The organism is Streptomyces sp. enrichment culture (assembly GCF_964272895.1).
Classification (GTDB): Bacteria; Actinomycetota; Actinomycetes; order Streptomycetales; family Streptomycetaceae; genus Streptomyces.
This window is the reverse complement of sequence record NZ_OZ186832.1, coordinates 4,218,585-4,240,883: the sequence shown is the minus strand read 5'-3', so window position 1 is coordinate 4,240,883 and position 22,299 is coordinate 4,218,585. Positions and strand designations below refer to the sequence as shown.

At 71.6% G+C, this 22,299-nt stretch carries 20 protein-coding genes; 5 read left to right on the top strand and 15 right to left on the bottom strand.

Translation table 11 applies throughout. The features are described 5' to 3' along the window. Positions 1–75 precede the first annotated feature (75 nt). Complete coding sequence (cseC, locus tag ACSU6M_RS19170) at positions 76–1,371, top strand: two-component system sensor histidine kinase CseC (protein ID WP_437075224.1); 1,296 nt, start codon at positions 76–78, stop codon at positions 1,369–1,371. A 19-nt stretch (positions 1,372–1,390) separates the two neighbouring features. On the opposite strand, the gene ACSU6M_RS19165 is transcribed toward cseC, so the two are convergent. From ACSU6M_RS19165 to ACSU6M_RS19155, 3 genes are all read right to left on the bottom strand, one after another. After that, positions 1,391–1,822: a VOC family protein gene (locus ACSU6M_RS19165; protein ID WP_437070971.1), complete on the bottom strand. Its 432-nt coding sequence runs from the start codon at positions 1,820–1,822 to the stop codon at positions 1,391–1,393. Between the two features lie 72 nt (positions 1,823–1,894). Beyond that, on the bottom strand, positions 1,895–2,329 hold the full coding sequence (locus ACSU6M_RS19160) for a helix-turn-helix transcriptional regulator (protein WP_437070970.1): 435 nt from the start codon (positions 2,327–2,329) through the stop codon (positions 1,895–1,897). A 277-nt stretch (positions 2,330–2,606) separates the two neighbouring features. Beyond that, positions 2,607–4,214, bottom strand: a complete 1,608-nt coding sequence (locus ACSU6M_RS19155) for an MDR family MFS transporter (RefSeq protein ID WP_437070969.1) — start codon at positions 4,212–4,214, stop codon at positions 2,607–2,609. Positions 4,215–4,355: 141 nt separating this feature from the next. On the opposite strand from ACSU6M_RS19155, the gene ACSU6M_RS19150 reads away from it, so the two are divergent. After that, positions 4,356–4,943 (top strand): TetR/AcrR family transcriptional regulator, encoded by a 588-nt coding sequence (locus tag ACSU6M_RS19150; RefSeq protein ID WP_437070968.1) that lies wholly within the window; start codon positions 4,356–4,358, stop codon positions 4,941–4,943. Between the two features lie 19 nt (positions 4,944–4,962). Here ACSU6M_RS19150 and ACSU6M_RS19145 read toward each other — a convergent pair whose 3' ends face one another. Further along, complete coding sequence (locus tag ACSU6M_RS19145; protein ID WP_437070967.1) at positions 4,963–5,712, bottom strand: M23 family metallopeptidase; 750 nt, start codon at positions 5,710–5,712, stop codon at positions 4,963–4,965. 448 nt (positions 5,713–6,160) lie between these two features. Here ACSU6M_RS19145 and ACSU6M_RS19140 point away from each other — a divergent pair, with 448 nt between their 5' ends. Both ACSU6M_RS19140 and ACSU6M_RS19135 read left to right on the top strand, forming a co-directional pair. After that, complete coding sequence (locus tag ACSU6M_RS19140) at positions 6,161–6,829, top strand: HAD family acid phosphatase (protein WP_437070966.1); 669 nt, start codon at positions 6,161–6,163, stop codon at positions 6,827–6,829. 54 nt (positions 6,830–6,883) lie between these two features. Continuing rightward, entirely contained in the window at positions 6,884–9,835 is a 2,952-nt protein-coding gene (locus ACSU6M_RS19135) for an NACHT domain-containing protein (protein WP_437070965.1), read from the top strand. A 68-nt stretch (positions 9,836–9,903) separates the two neighbouring features. Here the strand turns inward: ACSU6M_RS19135 and ACSU6M_RS19130 are convergent, their stop codons facing one another. Next, on the bottom strand, positions 9,904–12,429 hold the full coding sequence (locus ACSU6M_RS19130) for an ATP-dependent Clp protease ATP-binding subunit (protein WP_437070964.1): 2,526 nt from the start codon (positions 12,427–12,429) through the stop codon (positions 9,904–9,906). Between the two features lie 430 nt (positions 12,430–12,859). On the opposite strand from ACSU6M_RS19130, the gene ACSU6M_RS19125 reads away from it, so the two are divergent. After that, a complete protein-coding gene (locus ACSU6M_RS19125; protein ID WP_437070963.1) occupies positions 12,860–13,621 on the top strand; it encodes an SCO3374 family protein in 762 nt (253 codons plus the stop codon). Here the strand turns inward: ACSU6M_RS19125 and ACSU6M_RS19120 are convergent. The 10 genes from ACSU6M_RS19120 to ACSU6M_RS19075 all read right to left on the bottom strand — a co-directional run bounded on the left by ACSU6M_RS19120 (position 13,600) and on the right by ACSU6M_RS19075 (position 22,255). Beyond that, a complete protein-coding gene (locus ACSU6M_RS19120; RefSeq protein ID WP_043502963.1) occupies positions 13,600–13,935 on the bottom strand; it encodes a histone-like nucleoid-structuring protein Lsr2 in 336 nt (111 codons plus the stop codon). The genes ACSU6M_RS19125 and ACSU6M_RS19120 overlap by 22 nt on opposite strands. A gap of 294 nt (positions 13,936–14,229) precedes the next feature. Then, the gene (locus tag ACSU6M_RS19115; protein ID WP_437070962.1) at positions 14,230–14,763 is read right to left on the bottom strand and encodes an amino-acid N-acetyltransferase; all 534 of its coding nucleotides are present in this window, start codon (positions 14,761–14,763) and stop codon (positions 14,230–14,232) included. 9 nt (positions 14,764–14,772) lie between these two features. Further along, positions 14,773–15,180 carry a BlaI/MecI/CopY family transcriptional regulator gene (locus tag ACSU6M_RS19110; RefSeq protein WP_437070961.1) on the bottom strand — a complete coding sequence of 136 codons (408 nt, stop codon included), beginning with the start codon at positions 15,178–15,180 and terminating at the stop codon, positions 14,773–14,775. A 177-nt stretch (positions 15,181–15,357) separates the two neighbouring features. Further along, the gene (locus ACSU6M_RS19105) at positions 15,358–15,537 is read right to left on the bottom strand and encodes a hypothetical protein (protein ID WP_437070960.1); all 180 of its coding nucleotides are present in this window, start codon (positions 15,535–15,537) and stop codon (positions 15,358–15,360) included. Between the two features lie 47 nt (positions 15,538–15,584). Next, the gene (locus tag ACSU6M_RS19100; protein ID WP_437075222.1) at positions 15,585–16,208 is read right to left on the bottom strand and encodes a hypothetical protein; all 624 of its coding nucleotides are present in this window, start codon (positions 16,206–16,208) and stop codon (positions 15,585–15,587) included. A gap of 595 nt (positions 16,209–16,803) precedes the next feature. Then, the gene (locus ACSU6M_RS19095) at positions 16,804–17,601 is read right to left on the bottom strand and encodes a type III pantothenate kinase (RefSeq protein WP_437070959.1); all 798 of its coding nucleotides are present in this window, start codon (positions 17,599–17,601) and stop codon (positions 16,804–16,806) included. A gap of 16 nt (positions 17,602–17,617) precedes the next feature. Then, positions 17,618–18,589 carry a carboxylating nicotinate-nucleotide diphosphorylase gene (gene nadC / locus ACSU6M_RS19090; protein WP_437070958.1) on the bottom strand — a complete coding sequence of 324 codons (972 nt, stop codon included), beginning with the start codon at positions 18,587–18,589 and terminating at the stop codon, positions 17,618–17,620. Between the two features lie 5 nt (positions 18,590–18,594). After that, positions 18,595–20,316 carry an L-aspartate oxidase gene (locus tag ACSU6M_RS19085; RefSeq protein ID WP_437070957.1) on the bottom strand — a complete coding sequence of 574 codons (1,722 nt, stop codon included), beginning with the start codon at positions 20,314–20,316 and terminating at the stop codon, positions 18,595–18,597. After that, positions 20,313–21,326: a pantoate--beta-alanine ligase gene (gene panC / locus ACSU6M_RS19080; protein ID WP_437070956.1), complete on the bottom strand. Its 1,014-nt coding sequence runs from the start codon at positions 21,324–21,326 to the stop codon at positions 20,313–20,315. The genes ACSU6M_RS19085 and panC overlap by 4 nt, the downstream gene beginning before the upstream one ends. After that, a complete protein-coding gene (locus ACSU6M_RS19075; RefSeq protein WP_437070955.1) occupies positions 21,323–22,255 on the bottom strand; it encodes a Rossmann-like and DUF2520 domain-containing protein in 933 nt (310 codons plus the stop codon). Before ACSU6M_RS19075 ends, panC begins: the two co-directional genes overlap by 4 nt. Positions 22,256–22,299 lie beyond the last annotated feature (44 nt).

The window sequence follows — 22,299 nt, the reverse complement described above, 5'->3', positions numbered from 1 at the left end:
GCCCCGCGCACCGGACCCGGCCGGCGCTTCGGCGACGGCGTGCGCGCCCGGCTCGGGCGGCGCCTCGGCGACGGTATGCACACCGGTCTGCGCTGGAAGCTCAGCGCCGCGATCGCGCTGGTCGGTGCCCTGGTGGCGGTGGCCCTCAGCCTGGTCGTGCACAACGCCGCCCGGGTGTCGATGCTGGACAACGCCCGTGAACTGGCCGACGAGCGGGTGGAGATCGCCCAGCGCACCTACGAGCTGACCGGCCGTCTGAACTTCCCCAACGTCGTGATCGACGACCCGGACCTGCCGCGGGAGCTGCGCGAGAAGGTGGAGCGCGGCCGCCGGGCGACATACGTGTCCGACGACCATGACGGCCCGCCGGACATCTGGGCCGCCGTACCGGCGACGGACGGCCGGGTGCTGTCCCTGCACACCGGTTTCCCCGACCGCAGCGCCGACATCCTCGACGACCTCGACCAGGCGCTGGTCATCGGCTCCATCGCGGCCGTCCTCGGCGGCAGCGCGCTCGGCGTGCTGATCGGGGCGCAGCTCTCCAGCCGGCTGCGCAAGGCGGCCTCGGCGGCGAACCAGGTCGCCAAGGGCGAGACGGAGGTGCGGGTGCGCGAGGCGATCGGCGGGGTGGTGCGCGACGAGACCGACGATCTCGCGCGGGCGGTGGACGCCATGGCCGACGCGCTGCGGCAGCGCCTGGAGGCCGAGCGGCGGGTCACCGCCGACATCGCGCACGAGCTGCGCACCCCGGTGACCGGTCTGCTGACGGCGGCGGAGCTGCTGCCGCCGGGCCGGCCGACCGAGCTGGTGCTGGACCGGGCGAAGGCCATGCGCACCCTGGTGGAGGACGTGCTGGAGGTGGCCCGCCTGGACGGCGCCTCGGAGCGGGCGGAGCTCCAGGACATCCTGCTGGGCGAGTTCGTGACCCGGCGGGTGGCGGCCAAGGACCCGGACGCCGAGGTGCTGGTGGTGCACGAGTCGGAGGTCACCACCGACCCGCGCCGCCTGGAGCGCGTGCTGTTCAACCTGCTGGCCAACGCCGCCCGGCACGGCCGCCCGCCCATCGAGGTCACCGTCGAGGGCCGGGTGATCCGGGTGCGCGACCACGGCCCCGGCTTCCCGGAGGAGCTGCTCGCCGAGGGCCCGAGCCGCTTCCGCACCGGCAGCATGGACCGCGCCGGGCACGGTCACGGCCTGGGCCTGACGATCGCCGCCGGGCAGGCCCGGGTGCTGGGCGCCCGGCTGACCTTCCGCAACGTACGGCCGCCGGGGGCGCCGGAGCATGTGCCGGCCGACGGTGCGGTCGCCGTGCTGTGGCTGCCGGAGCACGCGCCGACGAACACCGGCAGCTATCCGGTGCTGCCGTCCTGAGGCCCGTCGGGTCCGGGCCTCAGAACTCCTTGGAGAAGTCCAGCTCCTCGTTGCGCTGCGTGAGCGAGTACCAGTTGCCGTTGTCGTCCCGGAAGATCGCCTCCACGCCGTACGGCCGCTCCTGCGGCTCCTGGAGGAACTCCACCCCGCGGGCCCTGAACGTCTCGTAGTCCCCCCGGCAGTCGTCCGTGCGGAACGCCCCCGCGCCGATGACACCCTTGCTGACCAGTGTCTTCAGCGCCGCGGACGACTCGGCGTCGAGGCCGGGCCCGTCCAGGCTCATCAGGGCGAGCTCGACGTCGGGCTGGTCCTTGGCGCCGACGGTCACCCAGCTCATGTCGCCCATGGCGAGCTCGGTGCGCACCTCGAAGTCCAGCTTCTCGGTGAAGAACGCCTTGGTGCGCTGCTGGTCGAAGGTCCATACGGTGGTGATGCCCAGGCCGGTGATCATGGGTCGCTCCTGTGGTGCGGGGTCGGTCTTCCCGGAGGTCGTCCTCCTCCGTCACCGTAGGCAGGGCGCGTCTCAGCCCGCTTCTCCGGAATTGCGCTCCTGTCCGGGCGGCGGGCGGCGCGGGAAGCCGCCGGCCCACAGCATCGCGTAGCAGCCGGGTATCAGGGCCGCGCCCCGGCCGACGTGCTCGGCCCGGTACTCGCTCGGCGACAGGCCCGTGCGCATCTTGAAGCGGCTGGAGAAGGTGCCGAGGCTGCTGAAGCCGACCAGGTGGCATATCTCGGTGACGCTGAGGTCGGCGGCGCGCAGCAGTTCCTCGGCGCGCTCGATGCGGCGGTGGGTGAGGTACTGGCCGGGTGTCTCGCCGTAGGTCTGCTTGAAGGCGCGGACGAAGTGGTAGCGGGAGTAGCCGGCGTGGGCGGCGACCGCGTCCAGGTCCAGTGCCGGGTCGGCCCAGTCGCGGTCCATGGCGTCCTTGGCCAGCCGCAGCTGCCGCAGCTTGTCCATCCGCCCTCCTTCCTCCCGACGGCCTCCGACCTCGTACGTCGATGGTGGCACGGGGGTCTGACAACGGCCCCGGAGCACAGGGCGGGCCCCGGAACACAGCGCGGGCCGGGCCGGGAGCACAGCGCGGGCCGGGCCGGGAGCACAGCGCGGGCCCCGGGGCACGACTCCCCGGGGCCCGCGAGAGGGGACACCCCTCGAAGCCGTACGACCGTCGGACGCGCGGCCAGGCGGCCAGGCGGCCAGGCGATCAGGCGATCAGGCGGTCAGGCGGCGACCGTCAGACGGGCTCCCCGACCGGCGCCTGCCGTCCCTCCGCCTGGGCCGCGGCGGCGCTGCCGTCCCCCGGCGCCCCGTCGTCCTCCGCCTTCTGCGGCGCCGCCCCCTTCAGCGGCACCTCCTTGACGAACACGGACGCCACCAGCGCGATCGCGGCGACGGCCGCGCCGAGCAGGAAGGCCCCGTGGATGCCGGAGGACACCGCGTGCTGGTAGGCATCGCGGGCCGCTTCCGGCAGCTTGGCCAGGCTCGCCGCGTCGAGCTGCGCGGACGTCTCGGTGACCTTGGGGCCCGAGGTGCCGGCCCGCTCGGACATGACGTCCTGGACGCGGTGGTTGAACAGCGCGCCCATGATGGCGACGCCGAAGGAGGAGCCGAGGGTGCGGAAGAGGGTGGCCGAGGAGGAGGCGACGCCCATGTCCTTCGGCTCCACGCTGTTCTGCGCGACCAGCATGGTGATCTGCATCAGGAAGCCCATGCCCGCGCCGAGCATGGCCATGTAGATCCCGGAGGTCAGCCGCGAGGTGCCGGTGTCCATGGTGGACAGCAGATACAGTCCGGCGACCATCAGCACGCCGCCGGCCACGGGGAAGACCTTGTAGCGGCCGCTGGTGGTGGTGATCCGGCCCGCGACCATCGACACGACCAGCATCGCGCCGAGCATCGGCAGGAGCAGCAGCCCCGAGTTGGTCGCGGAGGCGCCCTGCACGGACTGCTGGTAGAGGGGCAGGAAGAGCACCGCGCCGAACATCACGAAGCCGACGATGAAGCCGATGACGGACATCAGGGTGAAGTTGCGGCTGCGGAAGATGTGCAGCGGCATGAGCGGCTCGGCGGCCCTGGTCTCCCAGAAGAGGAACCCGACCAGGGCGGCCACCCCGATGCCGGAGAGCTCCATGATCCGCGCGGAGGTCCAGGCGTACTCGGTGCCGCCCCAGGTGGTGACGAGGACGACGGCGGTGATGCCGATGGTGAGCAGGGCGGCGCCCACGTAGTCGACGCGGGCCTCGGTGGACTTCTTCGGCAGGTGCAGTACGGCACCGACGGCGGCCAGCGCGACCGCGCCGAGCGGGAGGTTGATGTAGAAGGCCCAGCGCCAGCCCCAGTTGTCGGTGATGGTGCCGCCGACCAGCGGTCCGCCGATCATCGCCAGCGCCATGACGCCGGCGATCATGCCCTGGTAGCGGCCGCGCTCACGGGGCGGCACGAGGTCGCCGATGATCGCCATCACGCCGACGATCAGACCGCCGGCGCCCAGTCCCTGCACCGCGCGGAAGCCGATCAGCTGGCCCATGTCCTGGGCCATGCCGCTGAGGGCGGAGCCGACCAGGAAGATCACGATGGAGGTGAGGAACGAGCCCTTGCGCCCGTACATGTCGCCGAGCTTGCCCCAGATGGGGGTGGCGGCCGCGGTGGCGAGGGTGTAGGAGGTCACCACCCAGGACAGGTGGTCCAGTCCGCCGAGCTCGCCGACGATCGTCGGCATCGCGGTACCGATGATCATGTTGTCGAGCATCGCCAGCATCATCGCGATCATCAGCGCCAGCAGGACGACCCGTATGTTCTGCGGTTCCTTCTCGGTTTTCGCTGCGACGTCCGTTCCGGCCATCGTCTCCCCCAGCCCTTGCTCTTGCACTTACTTGCCGCCCGGCTAGTTCTCTACGATGCTGAACGTAGACCGCCTACTAGCCGGGCGTCAAGTAAGTTTCTGGGTAAGAAGGATTTCCGCAGGAGCGCGAGGAGTACGAGGATGGGCCCCACCATGGACGGCACCAAGCAGCAGCGCCGCGGAAACACCCGCCAGCGCATCCAGGACGTGGCCCTCGCGCTCTTCGCCGAGCAGGGCTACGAGAAGACCTCCCTGCGCGAGATCGCGGAGCGCCTGGAGGTGACCAAGGCGGCGCTCTACTACCACTTCAAGACCAAGGAAGAGATCGTCGTCAGCATCTTCGCGGACCTGACCAAGCCGATCGAGGAGCTCATCGAGTGGGGCAGGAGCCAGCCGCCCACCCTGGAGACCAAGCACGAGCTGGTACGCCGCTACAGCCAGGCCCTGGCCGACGCGGCGCCGCTGTTCCGGTTCATGCAGGAGAACCAGGCGACCGTGCGCGACCTGCGCATCGGCGACACCTTCAAGGACCGCACGCGCGCGGTGCGCGACCTCGTCATCGACCCCCGGGCGCCGCTGGTCGAGCAGGTGCGCTGCGTCAGCGCGATCTTCACGCTGCACGCCGGGATGTTCTTCCTGAACGACGTCGAGGGCGACCCCGAGGACAAGCGCGAAGCCGTCCTGGAGGTCGCCCTGGACCTGGTCACTCAGGCGCACTCGGGCGCCTGACCGGCGTGGGCCGGCCGGCTCAGACCGTCAGGCCCTTGCCGCGCAGGAACGCGACCGGGTCGACGGCCGTGCCGTAGTTCGGGGTGGTGCGGATCTCGAAGTGCAGGTGCGGGCCGCTGGAGTTGCCGGTGTTGCCGGACAGGGCGATGCGCTGACCGGTGGCGACGATCTGGCCCGGCTTCACATCGACGCGGGAGAGGTGCGCGTACTGCGAGAAGGTGCCGTTGGCGTGCTTGATGACCACGGCGTTGCCGTACGCGGGGCCGTCACCGGCGCCGTTGCCGCCGGCCTTCACCACGGTGCCGCCGTGCGCGGCGACCACCGGGGTGCCGCTCGGGACGGCGAAGTCCTGGCCGCTGTGGGTGGACTGCCACATGCCGCCGGCCTGCGCGAAGCTCGCCGTCTTGGTGTAGTGCTTCACCGGCGAGACCCAGGAGACGGCCTTCTTCGCCGCGGCCTTCTTGGCGGCCGCCTTCTTCGCCGCGGCGGCCTTCCTGGCCTCCGCGGCCTTCTTCGCCTCCGCTGCCTTCTTCGCGGCGGCGGCCTTCTTCGCGGCCTCGGCCTTCGCCTGAGCGGCGTCGGCGGCCTTGGCCTGCGCCGCGGCCTGCGCCTGGACGGCACCGGCGGCACTCGCGGCCGCGGTGGTGTCCGCGGCCATCGCGACCCCGGCCCCCAGCACGGCCGACATTCCCAGCCCGGCGGCCAGGACAGCGGCACGGGTGCGGAGGACGGACGTACGGGTGGAGCGGGACGTGAAGCGCTGGGACATCGAAACCTCGTGCGGTGGGGGACATGAGAACCACCCGGCACCGAGCGGCGTCCGGATGGCCATCCCTTGGTAACCGCCGCTCCCGTCCCGCCACAAATGTGTGATCTACGACCAAATCTAGTAGCCCGGCCCCAAGGATCAGCTTCACGACAGATCATCCATTGGGGATGAATCACCCATTACGGGGCTCCACCTGCCCGAATCGGGCGCGGAACGCCCTTGTGACTCAACCTGGAACGCCACTATTCCGCGTCGTACGTGACGCGCGTCCTGTGCGGCACCTCACCGGAGCCCCCGCCCGGCCACCCTCCCGGTGTGACGGGGGCTACGCCGTTCCTACCGACCGGTAACCTGCCGGACCCCTCGACGCCACCCGAAGACGCGAGCATGCTCACGACAACATCGGTTGTGTACGGCCCACCGTACGCGCGTGAGAGGACCCCCACAGATGACCGGACGACGCCCCTGGACGCGTCGCGCTGCCACCGTCACCGTCACCGCTGCCGCCCTCGTGACCCTGGCCGCCCCGGCGCAGGCCACGGCGGTCGGCACCACGACGGCCACCAGCACCACGACGGCCACCGGCAGCACGACGACCGCCGCCGCCACGGCCGCCGCGGAGGACGTCGACTACGCCACCTGGCAGCGCGACTGCCAGGCCGTGATGGACCAGGCGCTGCCCTACCTCAAGCAGCGCATAGCGAACACGAGGCCGGGCGAGAAGCAGGCCATCGTCTTCGACATCGACAACACCACCCTGGAGACCGACTTCGGCTTCAGCTACCCCCAGCCGGCCAACGGCCCGGTCCTGGAGGTCGCCGAGTACGCCCAGGAGCGCGGCGTCGCCCTGTTCTTCGTCACCGCCCGCCCCGGCATCATCTACGCGCCGACCGAGTGGAACCTCGAACACCGCGGCTACGAGGTCTCCGGCCTCCACGTCCGCGGCTTCTTCGACCTGTTCAAGAACGTCGCCGACTACAAGACCGCCCAGCGCGTCGCCATCGAGAACAAGGGCTACACGATCATCGCGAACATCGGCAACACGCCCACCGACCTCTCCGGCGGCCACGCCGAGAAGACGTTCAAGCTGCCGGACTACGACGGCCAGCTCTCCTGACCCAACGGCGGGTAATCTCACCCCCGTTGACACGATCACGGGGGTGAGGCGGGGATGGATCCGGCGGTACTGGGCGGCAGGCTCGCCTCCTCGATGATCGCCCCGCTGCTGAAGAAGCTGTTCCGGTCCGACGCTCCGGGCGCGGGCCTGGTCGACAAGCCGGTCCGCCTCTCCGCCCTGGTCTCCTTCAAGGGCGAGAAGCGCACCCTGAACGATCGGGACGTCCGCGCCCTGGCCGCGCAGCTCGTCACCCGCGCCGTGGAGTCACCGGGCGAGCGGCCCTTCCCCGAGGACGAGCAGGACGCGGTCACCGACGCCCTCACCCGCCGCCTGCTCGCCCTCGGCGACCTGGACATGGACGACGTACAGGCCGTACGCCTCGGCCACCGGGAGCTGGCGGCCCGGCTGCGCGGGGAGGTGGACGGCCTCTCCACGGACGCCGGCTTCTTCCTCGACTCGGCGACCGAGTGGGCCTGCCTGCACATCCTGGAGTTCTTCACCCGCCGCTCCACCTTCGTGGCCCGCACCCTGGTCGAGCAGTCACGGGACCAGGCGGCCCTGATCGCCAAGGTCGACGCACTCCTGGCCCGCACCCCGCGCCCGCCCGCGCCGGACACCGCCTTCGAACGCCGGTACCTCACCTACGTCGCCGACCGCCACAACCACCTCACCATCTACGGCCTCGACCTGCGCGACTCCCCCGACCGCTGGCCGCTGGAAGTGGCCTATCTGAGCCTGGAGGCGACGGGCGAGGAGACCGGCTTCGACGGGCCCGCGACCGGCACCCCGGTCCACCTCCCGGCCGAGCAGGCGCTGCGCGACCACGACCGCGTGCTGCTGCGCGGCGACGCCGGGTCGGGCAAAACCACGCTGGTGCAGTGGCTGGCGGTGACGGCGGCGCGGGACGGGGCGCAGATCCCGTACGTCCTGCCGCTGCGGACCCTGATCCGCCGCCCCTCGCTCCCCGCCCCCGCCGACTTCCTCGGTGCCGTGGGCTGCCCGCTGACCCCGCCGGAGGGCTGGGCGGACCGCGTCCTGTCGGCGGGCCGGGCCCTGATCCTGGTGGACGGCCTGGACGAGATCCCCGCCCCCGACCGCCACCGCGCCCGCGACTGGCTCCTGGACCTGACCCGCGCCTTCCCCGGCAACCGCTGGCTGCTCACCTCCCGCCCCACGGCGGTACGGCAGGACTGGCTGGCCGCCGAGGGCTTCCGCGAGCTGCTGCTGGCCCCGATGCGGCGCGAGGAGGTCGCGACCTTCGTCAGCCGCTGGCACACGGCGGCCGGGGCCCCGGAGTACGAGGGCCCGCTGCTCGACTCCCTGCGGGTGAAGCGCGACCTGGCCCGCCTGGCGACGAACCCGCTGATGTGCGGCCTGATCTGCGCCCTGCACCGGGAGCGGCGCGGCTACCTCCCCACGGGCCGCAAGGAGCTCTACGACGCCGCCCTCGCGATGCTCCTCGCCCGCCGTGACCGGGAGCGCGGCATGGGCGCGGTGGACGCCGTCGAGCTCGGCGAGGAGGCGCAGCTGGAGCTGTTGCAGCGGCTGGCCTACGCGCTGGTGCTCAGCGGCCGCACGGAGATGGACGCGGCCACGGCGGAGGGCATCGTGGAGCGCTGTCTGCCGGTGGTCGCGGCGCCGCCGGGGATGGACGCCCGGTCGGTCCTCTCCCAGCTCCTGCTCCGCAGCGGTCTGCTGCGCCGCCCGGCCGAGGGCGTGATCGACTTCGTCCACCGCACCTTCCAGGACTACCTGGGCGCGCGGTACGCGGTGGAGGAGGGCCACCTGGACGTCCTGCTGAGCCACGCCGACGACACCCAGTGGGAGGACGTCATCCGCCTGGCAGTGGCCCACGCCCGCCCCCGCGAGCGTGCCGCGGTCCTGCGGCGACTGCTGGCACGGGAGACTCCCCGGCTGACCCTGCTGGCGCTGGCGAGTCTGGAGCATGCGGCGGCGTTGGACGCAGCCGTGCGGGCGGAGGTGGAGAAGCGGGCCTCGGAGCTGATCCCACCCCGCACGACGGAGGACGCCCGCGCCCTCGCGGAGGCGGGACCGCTCGTCCTGGAGCTGCTGCCGGGCCCGCAGGGACTGGCGGACGAGGCGGCCCACGGGGTCACGGTCACGGCATCGCTTCTGGCCGCGGACGAACCGGACGGCGCGCTCGCGGTCCTGCGCCGCTTCCGGGAGCACCCGGCCCTGAACGTGCGGCGGCAGCTGGTGGGCACGTGGCACCGGTTCGACGCGGCTCAGTACGCCAGGGAGGTCCTGGACCACCTGGAGCGGGACGGTCTGGCACTCGTGTGCAAATCGGACGAGCAGGCTGCGACCGTTCCTCTCATGCGCCCCTGGTCCCGGCTGCACGTCATCGACGCGCTCCACGCCCCTGAGCAGCTGCGGGTGCCGGAACCGGCCGCGCTCCAGCATCTGAGCCTGGAGGGCATGGACGGCCTGGAGGACCTGTCAGCGCTGACGGCCTTCTCCTCCCTGTCCAGTCTCTGGCTGTGGCGCTGTCCCTCGGCCACGAACCTGGCGGCCCTGGCCGGCCTGGGGCTGAAGGAGCTGGTGCTGGGCTATGTCGCCGACGTCTCCGGTCTGCGGACCCTCAACGGGCTCACCGAACTCACCCTGCACCAGCCCCTGCCGGACAGGTGTCTGTCGGAAGTGCTGCCCTCCGAGGCGCCCCTGGAACGCCTCCTCCTCGGCTCCGACACCCTGCGTCGGTCCGATGCGCTGCGTGGCTTGCGCGACTGGCCCACGGTCAGCCGGCTCATTCTGGAGCAGGGCGACCTGACCGCCGCCGACTGGGCGGAGATCGCCGCTCTTCCGGCACTCGACACGCTCGGTCTGCGACTGTCCGGAGCCCACAGCCTGGACCACATCCTGGAGCGCGCCCCCTGCGTCCCGCAGGTGCGCCGGGTCCTCCTGCGAAACGTGCCCCTGCACATCGCTCCGCCCGATCTGAGCCCGGTCTTCCCTGCGGCCGAGATCATCAACGACCCCTTCTGACCGTACGCACACCGAAGGGGCCGGCACCTCACGGCACCGGCCCCTTCAGCTCACGCAAGCCCTACGACTTACGCGTCCTTGCTCAGGTTGGGCCCCGCCCCACCCGTCGCCTGCTCGATCGGCGGGACGTCGGGGAGGGCGGACTTCTCCTCGCCGCGGAAGGTGAAGGTCTGGGACTCGCCCTCGCCCTCGGTGTCCACGACGACGATGTGGCCCGGACGCAGCTCGCCGAAGAGGATCTTCTCCGACAGGGAGTCCTCGATCTCGCGCTGGATGGTCCGGCGCAGCGGCCGGGCGCCCAGCACGGGGTCGTAGCCCTTCTTGGACAGCAGCTCCTTGGCGGACTGGGAGAGCTCGATGCCCATGTCCCGGTCCTTCAGGCGCTCGTCCACCTTGCCGATCATCAGGTCGACGATCCGGAGGATGTCGTTCTGCGTCAGCTGCGGGAAGACGACCACGTCGTCCACACGGTTGAGGAACTCGGGACGGAAGTGCTGCTTGAGCTCGTCCGACACCTTGTTCTTCATGCGCTCGTAGTTGGTCTTCGTGTCGCCCGAGGCCGCGAAGCCCAGGTTGAAGCCCTTGGAGATGTCCCGCGTGCCGAGGTTGGTCGTCATGATGATGACCGTGTTCTTGAAGTCCACGACCCGGCCCTGGGAGTCGGTCAGACGACCGTCCTCCAGGATCTGCAGCAGCGAGTTGAAGATGTCCGGGTGGGCCTTCTCGACCTCGTCGAAGAGGACGACGGAGAACGGCTTGCGGCGGACCTTCTCGGTCAGCTGGCCGCCCTCTTCGTAGCCCACGTAGCCGGGGGGCGAACCGAAGAGACGCGAGACCGTGTGCTTCTCGCTGAACTCCGACATGTCGAGGGAGATCAGCGCGTCCTCGTCACCGAACAGGAACTCGGCGAGCGCCTTGGACAGCTCGGTCTTACCGACACCGGACGGACCGGCGAAGATGAACGAGCCACCCGGACGCTTCGGGTCCTTGAGCCCCGCACGGGTACGGCGGATCGCCTTGGACAGCGCCTTGACGGCGTCGTCCTGGCCGATGACCCGCTTGTGCAGCTCCTCCTCCATGCGGAGCAGGCGGCTGGACTCCTCCTCGGTGAGCTTGAACACCGGGATGCCCGTGGCCGTGGCGAGGACCTCGGCGATCAGCTCGCCGTCGACCTCGGCGACGACGTCCATGTCGCCGGCCTTCCACTCCTTCTCCCGCTTGGCCTTGGCGGCCAGGAGCTGCTTCTCCTTGTCGCGCAGGGAGGCGGCCTTCTCGAAGTCCTGCGAGTCGATCGCGGACTCCTTGTCGCGGCGGACACCGGCGATCTTCTCGTCGAACTCCCGCAGGTCCGGCGGCGCGGTCATCCGGCGGATGCGCATCCGGGAACCGGCCTCGTCGATCAGGTCGATCGCCTTGTCCGGCAGGAAGCGGTCCGAGATGTACCGGTCGGCCAGGGTGGCGGCCTGGACCAGCGCCTCGTCGGTGATGGAGACGCGGTGGTGGGCCTCGTACCGGTCACGCAGACCCTTGAGGATCTCGATCGTGTGCGGCAGCGAGGGCTCGGCGACCTGGATGGGCTGGAAGCGGCGCTCCAGGGCCGCGTCCTTCTCCAGGTGCTTGCGGTACTCGTCCAGGGTGGTGGCACCGATGGTCTGCAGCTCACCGCGGGCCAGCATCGGCTTCAGGATGGAAGCCGCGTCGATGGCGCCCTCGGCGGCACCCGCACCGACCAGCGTGTGCAGCTCGTCGATGAACAGGATGATGTCGCCGCGGGTGCGGATCTCCTTGAGCACCTTCTTCAGGCGCTCCTCGAAGTCACCGCGGTAGCGGGAGCCGGCGACCAGCGCGCCGAGGTCAAGCGTGTAGAGGTGCTTGTCCTTCAGCGTCTCGGGAACCTCGCCCTTGACGATCGCCTGAGCCAGTCCCTCGACAACCGCCGTCTTGCCGACACCGGGCTCACCGATCAGGACCGGGTTGTTCTTGGTACGGCGGGACAGCACCTGCATGACCCGCTCGATCTCCTTCTCGCGCCCGATGACCGGGTCGAGCTTGGACTCACGAGCGGCCTGGGTGAGGTTCCGGCCGAACTGGTCGAGGACCAGGGACGTCGAGGGGGTGCCCTCCGCAGGGCCGCCGGCGGTGGCGGTCTCCTTGCCCTGGTAACCGGAGAGCAGCTGGATCACCTGCTGCCGCACGCGGTTCAGATCTGCGCCCAGCTTGACCAGGACCTGGGCGGCGACGCCCTCGCCCTCACGGATCAGGCCGAGCAGGATGTGCTCCGTGCCGATGTAGTTGTGGCCCAGCTGAAGCGCCTCGCGGAGCGACAGCTCCAGCACCTTCTTGGCACGGGGGGTGAAGGGAATGTGGCCCGAGGGCGCCTGCTGGCCCTGGCCGATGATCTCCTCCACCTGCTGGCGGACCGCCTCGAGCGAAATCCCGAGGCTCTCAAGGGCCTTGGCGGCGACACCCTCACCCTCGTGGATCAGGCCCAGGAGGATGTGCTCGGTGCCGATGTAGTTGTGGTTGAGCATCCGGGCTTCTTCCTGAGCCAGGACGACAACCCGCCGCGCGCGGTCGGTGAACCTCTCGAACATCGTTAATCGCTCCTCAGAGCGGTCAGGCAGTAAGGGGAACTTCCCCTCCCTGTCCTTCCGCAGCTTAGTCCCGCAAGCGGGGACCGCTCATTCCAACTGCCGACACCGTCGATGGCCTCCTGACCCCTGACGCCGACATCTGCTCCAACCCGATGGTGCGAGACGATGTTCCCGCAGGCCAGGCAGTTACCCCAGTCGCCGCTACGCCGATGGCGAACGTGAGGCCGCCCTTTGTGCGCGTCGCCCCCTCCCACTAGGGATGTCTTACCCGCTGGGACTGACACTCCATGCGGTGCGCCCCCTTTCCCTCCGCTACGGGCGAACAACCTTGCGCCTCCCGGCACGCCCACACGCCCCCTCGTCCGGAACTGTGCGCACACGTCGGAACACCCAGCGTAACTCCGGCGCCCTTTCGGCGGTTGCACGTGGCATGGTCGGCGCAGTCCCGCCGGTGACTCCGGCGCCTTCGGCCTCCGTGGCCCAGTCATCCGCTCCTCCCGCGGTCCCGTCCCCCCGCCGTGCACCCGCACCGAGTGCCCTGATCCGGCAGTGGTACGAGAACGAACTGGGCTGGGCGACAGTGCCCGGCGAACCGGTACTCCTCTCCGCGGGCCTGCGCTTCGACGTCCTGGACGTCCCGGCCGAGGCAGGGCTGGCCGCGCTGCGGCACCTGGGCTCCGGCTCCCCCGTGGCGGTGTGCGCCGACCGGATCTGGCTGCTGGTGGCCGCGGGCAGCGCGGAGGAGCTGCCGGGCGTCCTGGACTGGCTGGAGTGGGGGACGCTGGCGCCGGACGTCGTGCCGATCGGCGCGGGCGGCGTGATCCCGGCCCCCGCCCCGCCGCGACACCGCGCGGGCGCCCCCGGTCGCACAGCGGAGCCGCCGCCCCCTCGGGCAGCGGCCGGAGGCCACTGGAGGACGGCCGGGAACCGGGCGAGGCCGAACGCCTCGCAGGAGGACGCCACCGGACACCGGCCGCACGGGCCCGTGCCCCTCCCCGGAACGCTCCAGGGGGCCGCGTGGCTGCGGCCCCCCGTGCCGGGGTGCGAGGTCGAGACCTCGCTGCCGACTCTGTCGGCCCTGGGGGGCGTACGCGACGCCCCCGATCTCGTGCGGGTGGTGGACACGGTGGCCACGTGGTGCCACCGCATCCGGCTGCGGCGCGCGGGCGCTCAGCCGTTGGCCTTCTCGTAGGCCTCGCGGATGGACGCGGGAACCCGGCCGCGGTCGTTGACCTCGTAACCGTTCTCCTTGGCCCAGGCGCGGATCGCCGCGGTGTCCTGGCTGCCGCCGGAAGCGGCACGCGCCTTTCCACGCCCGCCCGAGGCACGGCCCCCGGTGCGCCGGCCGCCCTTCACATAGGGGTCGAGAAGGCTGCGCAGCTTGTCCGCATTGGCAGTCGTGAGATCGATCTCGTACGTCTTGCCGTCCAGCGCGAACGTCACGGTCTCGTCGGCCTCGCCGCCGTCGAGGTCGTCGACAAGAAGGACCTGAACCTTCTGTGCCACCGGATTTCCTTTCATCGATAACGTGAGGGCCGGGGGTCCGGCGTCCGCCGTTTCGCCGCCCCCTCTTATATGCAGTACTGCAGTACGTCGGAAAGCAAACCGCTTTTGCTGGAAAAACACAAACCCCCGGGAGAGGACCGGTGCTCCGCCCACCCCTGGAAACATGCGCGTTTCGGACATAGGGGAACCCGGCCGCGGGGATCGGTCAGAATACCTCCGGCATAGGCGCCGGCATAGCCCTGGGGATACCCCGGGCATACCCGGGGCATAGACCAGGCATAGAGCAGACGTCGATCACAGATGCAGAAGCATCCGGCTGTTGCCCAAGGTGTTCGGTTTCACTCGTTCGAGACCGAGGAACTCCGCGACGCCCTCGTCGTAAGAACGCAGCAGCTCCGCGTAGACATCCGTGTCCACCGGCGTCTCACCGATCTCCACGAACCCGTGCCGTCCGAAGAAGTCCACTTCGAAGGTCAGACAGAAAACCCGTCGAACACCGAGCCAGCGGGCGGTCTCCAGCAACTTCTCCAGCAGCCGGTGGCCGACGCCCGCGCCCTTCAGTCCGGGCCGCACGGCGAGCGTGCGCACTTCGGCGAGGTCTTCCCACATCACGTGCAGCGCACCGCAGCCGACCACCTCGGCGTTGTCGTCGCGTTCCGCGACCCAGAACTCCTGGATGTCCTCGTAAAGCGTCACGGTCGCTTTGTCGAGCAGGATGCCGTCACGGACGTAGGCGTCAAGGAGTCGGCGCACGGCGGGGACATCGCTGGTCCGGGCCCGCCGGACGGTGATGGCTTTAGCGGTGACTTCGGGACTGGCTGCTGACATGAGCGGACGCTATCGCTCGTCGGACTCCGACGCCGAGCCGGGTCGCTCTTCGGACTGTTCGACGGACCGCACGGCTTCTGGTTCGGCGGATTCCGGTCCTTGGACGATCCGCACGGCGTCGCTGAGAGCCTGTCGCTGTTCGTCGCTCATCATCCCGAAGAAGGCGACGAGAGCGGCCGCCGGGTTGTCGCTCTGCGCCCAGGCGTCGTTCATCAGGGCGGCGGCGTAGGCGGCACGGGTGGAGACGGCCTCATATCGATAGGCCCGCCCTTCGGCCTCGCGCCGCACCCAGCCCTTCTGATGGAGATTGTCCAAAACGGTCATCACCGTGGTGTAGGCGATCGACCGTTCCTGCTGCAGGTCTTCCAGGACTTCCCGAACGGTCACCGGGCGGTTCCACTTCCACACCCGCGTCATGACCGCGTCTTCGAGTTCTCCCAATGGGCGAGGCACAACTCAGCACCATAGTGGGAGATCCCGGCTATCGCGTGACGGACGTGCGCCCCATCGGCCAATCCAGGACAAAAAGGGCGTACGACCCCCTGGACGGAACCATGGGAGTCGTACGCCGGGTACTGCGGAGCCGCGACCGGCTCAGATGTCGGCGCCCGCCGAGGACTGACGGGCGCCCTGCGCGCGCTTGAGCGCGGCGTCGACGGCCGCGTCCTCCTTGGTCTTCTGGGCGCCACCCTGGGTCTTGACGATGACCCGGATCACGCCGACGAAGAACACGGCCATGACGGCCGGGGGCAGCAGCGCGGAGAGGTAGTCCATGACTCCAGAGTAGCCACGCGCGCGCGTGCCCCCGTTCCGGGGTGTCCTCAGCCCGCGGCCAGCTGCTGCGGCGGGTTCGCCGGCGACTGGGGCGGCTTGCGGCGCGGGAAGACCTCGCCGGGCGTGGGGATCGGCCGCCGCGAGGGCTCGGGCGAGGCGGGCGCCGGCCTGGGCGCGGCCGGCTTCTCGGGCGCGGGCCTCTGCTTCGGCTGCCCCTCCGACTCCTCACCGCCGGCCGCCTCGCAGCGCCCGCCGGGCAGCGCCAGCAGCCGTGCGCGCGACGCCGGGACGGTAGCCGTGCGCCGGGCCAGCCGGGCCCGTACGTCCTGCTCCGCCATCGCCTGGCACCGCTCCAGCAGCATCGCGGCGACCGGATTGCCGCGCAGCGCCCGCAGCGCCGCGAGATCATCGGGCTCGGGCCGGTGCCCGGCCCTCAGCACCTCCTCCAGCAACGTCAGATAACCGGCCGCGGTACCGGGCAGAGCGGCTCGGTACCGAGCGAGGTCGGCCACCAGGAACGCGCGCAACCGCGCCCCCTCCCGCATCGCCTCGTCGAGCGATTCGGCGAGCCGATGGCAGTCCTGGACGTCCTGAGCCGAGGCGGGACCGGGATGAAGGGCGAGGGCGAGGGCACGGCGGAGCACACGCAGCTCCTCCGCCCCGAACGCCATGCCGCCGCGGGATCCGTATGGCGTGGGCATGCGGCGACAATACGCGCTAATCAGACAAACCAGCCCCACCACCACCCGTGTGGCGCGGCTCAGCCACTCGGGCGGGCGCCTTCCCCACGGGGCCGGTCTCGCCGTGGGCGGCCGCGGGTAGTACGTGGCTGGTCGCGCAGTTCCCCGCGCCCCTGAGGTACGTACAGCTGCCCGGCACCAGGCAGGACCGCCCGCCCCGCCCACGACGAAAGGCCCACCGCCGCGGACGTCCCCAGCCGGCGAGAAACCACCACACCACGGGCCGGTCAGCCGCCGACGGCGAGAAGCCACCACACACCGTGGGCCCGGAAAGCCGCCCACGGCGAGAAGCCACCCAGCACGGTGGGCGTCGGTCAGCCGCCGACGGCGGGAAGGGGACGTGCCGGGGGGTGTCCGCCCGCAGCGGCCGGCGTCCATCGGGCAGCCACCCTAAGTCCCAAGAGAACCGCCGGACCGAGGACGGACACCCCCCGGCGCGGCCCCGACCCACAACCCACCGGCACGCGCTACGCACGCCCCCACCGGACACCAGCAGGCCGCCGCAGGCATCCGCACCCCAGGCGGATCACATACGTGCCACGTTCCGCTCGTACACCAGCCGAAGCCCGATCAACGTCAGCCAGGGCTCGTGCTCGTCGATGACCGACGACTCCCCCAGCACCATCGGCGCCAGCCCCCCCGTGGCGATCACCGTCACGTCCTCGGGATCGTCCGCCAGCTCCCGAGCCATCCGGCTCACCACACCGTCGACCTGCCCGGCGAAGCCGTACACGATCCCGGCCTGCATCGCCTCGACGGTGTTCTTGCCGATGACACTCCGAGGCCGCGCCACCTCGATCTTCCGCAGCTGCGCGCCCTTGACGCCCAGCGCCTCCACGGAGATCTCGATACCGGGCGCGATGACCCCACCGACGTACTCCCCGCGCGCGGACACCGCGTCGAACGTCGTCGCCGTACCGAAGTCGACGACGATCGCCGGCCCCCCGTAGAGATCGACCGCGGCGACCGCGTTGATGATGCGGTCCGCGCCGACCTCCTTGGGGTTGTCGGTGAGGATCGGCACACCCGTCTTCACGCCGGGCTCGACGAGAACCGCCGGCACGTCACCGTAGTACCGCCGGGTGACCTCGCGGAGCTCATGCAGCACGGACGGCACCGTCGCACAGATCGCGATCCCGTCGATCCCGTCCCCGAGCTCCTCGCCGAGCAGCGGGTGCATGCCCATCAGCCCCTGCAGCAGCACCGCCAGCTCGTCGGCCGTACGCCGGGCGTCCGTCGAGATCCGCCAGTGCTCGACGATGTCCTCCCCGTCGAACAGGCCGAGCACGGTGTGCGTGTTGCCTACGTCGATCGTCAGCAGCATGGCCGGTCCCGCTCCCCTACTCCGCCGCGCGCAGGTCGAGGCCGATGTCGAGGATCGGCGAGGAGTGGGTCAGCGCGCCCACGGCGAGGTAGTCGACACCCGTCTCCGCGTACGCGCGCGCGGTGTCGAGCGAGAGCCGCCCGGACGCCTCCAGCGCGGCCCGCCCGTGCACGAGGGCGACGGCCTCCTCGCACTCACCGGGCGTGAAGTTGTCCAGCAGGATCAGATCGGCACCGGCGTCGACGACCTCGCGCAGCTGGTGCAGCGTGTCGACCTCGACCTCGATCGGCACGTCCGGGAACTCCTCCCGCACGGCCTTGAACGCCTGGGCGACGCCCCCCGCCGCGACGACGTGGTTGTCCTTGACCAGCGCGGCGTCCGACAGGGACATCCGGTGGTTCACCCCTCCGCCGCAGCGCACGGCGTACTTCTCCAGCGACCGCAGTCCGGGCGTGGTCTTGCGGGTGTCCCGCACGCGCGCGCCGGTGCCCTCCAGGACGTCCGCCCACGCGCGCGTGGCCGTGGCGATCCCGGACAGCCGGCACAGCAGGTTCAGCGCACTGCGCTCGGCGGTGAGCAGATCGCGGGTGCGGGTGGTGACGGACAGCAGCTTCTGCCCGGCCTCCACCCGGTCCCCGTCCTCCACGTGCCGCTCGACCTCGAACTCGTCGGTGGCGACGATCGAGACGACCGCCTCGGCGACCCGCAGGCCGGCCACGACACCCGCCTCGCGGGCGACGAAGTCGGCGGTGGCGACGGCGTCCTCGGGGATGGTCGCGACGGTCGTCACGTCGACGCCGCCGGCCAGGTCCTCCTGGACGGCCACGTTGGCGATGTCCTCGACCTCCAGCGGGTCGAGCCCGGCGTCGGCGAGCAGCTGGGCGAGGGCGGGGTCGAGCCCGCTCTCCAGGTACTCCTCGTCGCCGCCGCAGGCGCAGCCGTCGCCGCAGCCGCCTTCTTGGACGAGGGGGAGGTCGGTGTCGCTCACTTCTGTCACTGCTCCTGAGAGGGCCGGTGCTGCCGGGTCGGGGGAAAGTCTGCGGTGTCGGTGGTGTGCACGGCGAGCGTGCGGTCCGGATTCAGCCGTACGACGATATGACGGCGCCAGGCGGCGTCGTCGCGGTCGGCGGCGTCCTCGCGCCAGTGGCAGCCGCGGGTCTCCTCGCGCAGCCGGGCGGCGGCGACCAGGACGCGGGCCACGCACAGGAGGTTGGTGGCCTCCCAGGTGTCGACGCCGGGCTCGGCGGTCTTGCCGTTCTCGTCGAGGGCGTCACGGGCCTCGGTGTGCAGCCGCTGGAGCTGCTCGGCGGCCTGTTCCAGGGAGGCGGCGGAGCGCAGGACGCCCGCGCCGTTGGTCATGATCCGCTGGATGGCGAACCGGGCCTCGGCGGGCTGGAGCGGGTGCTCCGGGGTCTGCGGGTACGGCACGGGCTCGGGCACGCGCGCGTGGAGCCCTTCGGTGGCATGGCCGGCGGCGATGTCGGCGGCGATGCGCTCGGCGTAGACGAGGCCCTCGAGCAACGAGTTCGACGCGAGCCGGTTGGCGCCGTGCACGCCGGTGCAGGCGACCTCGCCGCACGCGTACAGGCCGGGCACCGTGGTGCGGCCGTGCGAGTCCGTGCGGACGCCGCCGGAGGCGTAGTGCGCGGCCGGGGCGACCGGGATCGGCTCGGTGATCGGGTCGATGCCGTGGGCGCGGCAGGCGGCCAGGATCGTCGGGAAGCGGTGCTCCCACATCTCGGCGCCGAAGTGCCGGGCGTCGAGGTACATGTGCTCGGCGTCCTGCTGCTGCATGCGCCGCGTGATGCCCTTGGCGACGATGTCGCGGGGCGCGAGCTCGGCCAGCTCGTGCTGCCCGACCATGAAGCGCACGCCGTCGGCGTCGACCAGGTGGGCGCCCTCACCGCGTACCGCCTCGGAGACCAGCGGCTGCTGGCCCTCCGCGTCCGGGCCGAGGAACAGCACCGTCGGGTGGAACTGCACGAACTCCAGGTCGGAGACCTCCGCGCCCGCGCGCAGCGCGAGGGCCACGCCGTCGCCGGTGGACACGGACGGGTTGGTGGTCGCGGAGAAGACCTGGCCCATGCCGCCGGTGGCGAGCACCACGGCGGGCGCGTGCACGGCGCCCACGCCGTCGTGCTGGCCCTCGCCCATCACATGCAGGGTGACCCCGGCGGTACGGCCGTCGGCGTCGGACAGCAGGTCCAGCACCAGCGCGTTCTCGATGGTGCGGATCCCGCGCGCGCGGACGGCTTCCACCAGCGCCCGGGAGATCTCCGCGCCGGTCGCGTCGCCGCCCGCGTGGGCGATACGGCGGCGGTGGTGGCCGCCCTCGCGGGTCAGCTCGATGCCGCCCTCGTCGTCGGTGTCGAACTCGGCTCCGGTGGCGATCAGCCGGCGCACGGCGTCGGGGCCCTCGGTGACGAGGATGCGCACGGCCTCCTCGTCGCACAGCCCGGCGCCCGCGACCAGGGTGTCGTCGAGGTGCTGCTCGGGGCTGTCGCCCTCGCCGAGGGCCGCGGCGATGCCGCCCTGGGCCCAGCGGGTGGAACCGTCGTCGAGGCGGGCCTTGGTGACCACGACCGTGGTCAGACCGGCCGCCTCGCAGCGCAGGGCGGCGGTCAGTCCGGCCACGCCGGAGCCCACCACGACCACGTCGGCGTCGATCGACCAGCCGGGCGCGGGCGCGTGCAGTCGTATGCCTGTGCTGGTCACGAGGCGGCTCCGAAGGTGAGGGGCAGATTGTCGATCAGCCGGGTCGTGCCGACCCGGGCGGCGACGGCGAGGACGGCCTCGCCGGTGAAGTCGTCGTCGATCTCGGTGAAGTCGGCCGGGTCGACCAGCGCCAGGTAGTCCAGCTTCAGCGGCGGGTCGTGCCGGGCGGCCTCGTCCAGCACCAGGCGGGCGGCCGTGCGCACGGCGGAGGCGGCGCCGGGCACGGCCTGGGCGACGGCGTGCGCGTCGGCGGCCGCGCGGGACTCCCCTATGGCGCTGAGCGCCTCGGCGCGCGCGTTCGTGGCCGGTACGGCGAGGGCACGCGCGCGCAGGGCCTCCTGTGCGGCATGCCGGTCGCGGCCCGCGAACAGCGCGCGGGACAGGGCGAGCGCGGTACGCCGCTCCTGCGCCGACAGATAGCGGTTGCGGCTGGACAGCGCCAGGCCGTCCTCCTCGCGCACGGTCGGCACGCCGACGATCTCCACGCCGAAATTCAGGTCGCGGACCATGCGCCGGATCAGGGCGAGCTGCTGGGCGTCCTTCTGCCCGAAGAACGCCACGTCGGGCCGGGTGAGGTGGAGCAGCTTGGCGACGACGGTGAGCATGCCGTCGAAGTGGCCGGGCCGGGAGGCACCCTCCAGGCGCTCGCCCATGGGCCCGGCGCTGATCCGCACCTGCGGCTCGCCGCCGGGGTAGACCTCCTCGACGGAGGGCGCGAAGACGACGTCGGCCCCGGCCTGCTCGCTGACCTTGAGGTCGGCCTCCAGGGTGCGCGGGTAGCGGTCGAGGTCCTCGCCCTGGCCGAACTGCAGCGGGTTGACGAAGACGGTGACGACGACGAACCCGTCGCGGCCCACGTGCGCGCGTGCCGCGCGGATCAGCGTGGCGTGGCCTTCGTGCAGGGCTCCCATGGTCATCACCACCGCGGTACGGCCCGGTACGGCGAAGTGCTCCCGCGCGTACGTCAGGTCGTCCACGGTGGGGACGAGTGCGAAGCTGCGGCGGCTCATCGGTCTCCCCCGTTCTCGGGAAGGGTCGTCTCGGCGGCGAGTACCCCGAGCAGGTCCTCGGCGAGTTCGGGTTTCAGCAGGCCGCTCGCCAGCGCCCGGTCGGCGGTCGCGCGGGCCATCGCCAGATAGCCGTCGACGGTGCCCGGCGCGTGCTTGCGCAGCTCGGTCACATGGGCGGCGACGGTGCCCGCGTCCCCGCGCGCGACGGGGCCGGTCAGGGCGGCGTCGCCGGAGCGCAGGGCGTTGTCCAGGGCGGCGCCCAGCAGCGGGCCGAGCATCCGGTCGGGGGCGCTGACACCGGCGGTGCGCAGCAGCTCCATGGACTGGGCGACCAGCGTCACCAGGTGGTTGGCGCCGAGGGCGAGGGCCGCGTGGTACAGCGGGCGGTTCTCCTCGGCGACCCACTCCGGCTCACCGCCCATCTCGATCACCAGCGCCTCGGCGGCCAGCCGCAGCTCCTCGGGCGCGGTCACGCCGAACGAGCAGCCGGCCAGCCGCTGCACGTCGACGGGCGTGCCGGTGAACGTCATCGCCGGATGCAGGGCCAGCGGCAGCGCGCCCGCGCGCAGGGCGGGGTCGAGCACCTTGGCGCCGTAGCGGCCGGAGGTGTGCACCAGCAGCTGGCCGGGTCGTACCGCGCCGGTGTCGGCGAGGCCCTGGACCAGGCCGGGCAGGGTGTCGTCGGGGACGGTCAGCAGCACCAGGTCGGCGCGCTCCAGCACCTCGGCGGGTGCCGTCACCGGCACGCCGGGCAGCAGTTCGGCGGCGCGGCGCCGGGAGGCGTCGGAGACGGCGGAGACGGCCACCGGGCGGTGTCCGGCGAGCTGGAGGGACGCGGCGAGCGCGGGACCCACGCGACCGGCGCCGACGACGCCTACGGTGAGCCGCGCGGGGCGGTCCCTGGGGTCTGGCTGTTGGCTTGTACTCACGCGACGGCGGCCTTCCCGTTCCAGTCCGCTCCGGGTACCGGACG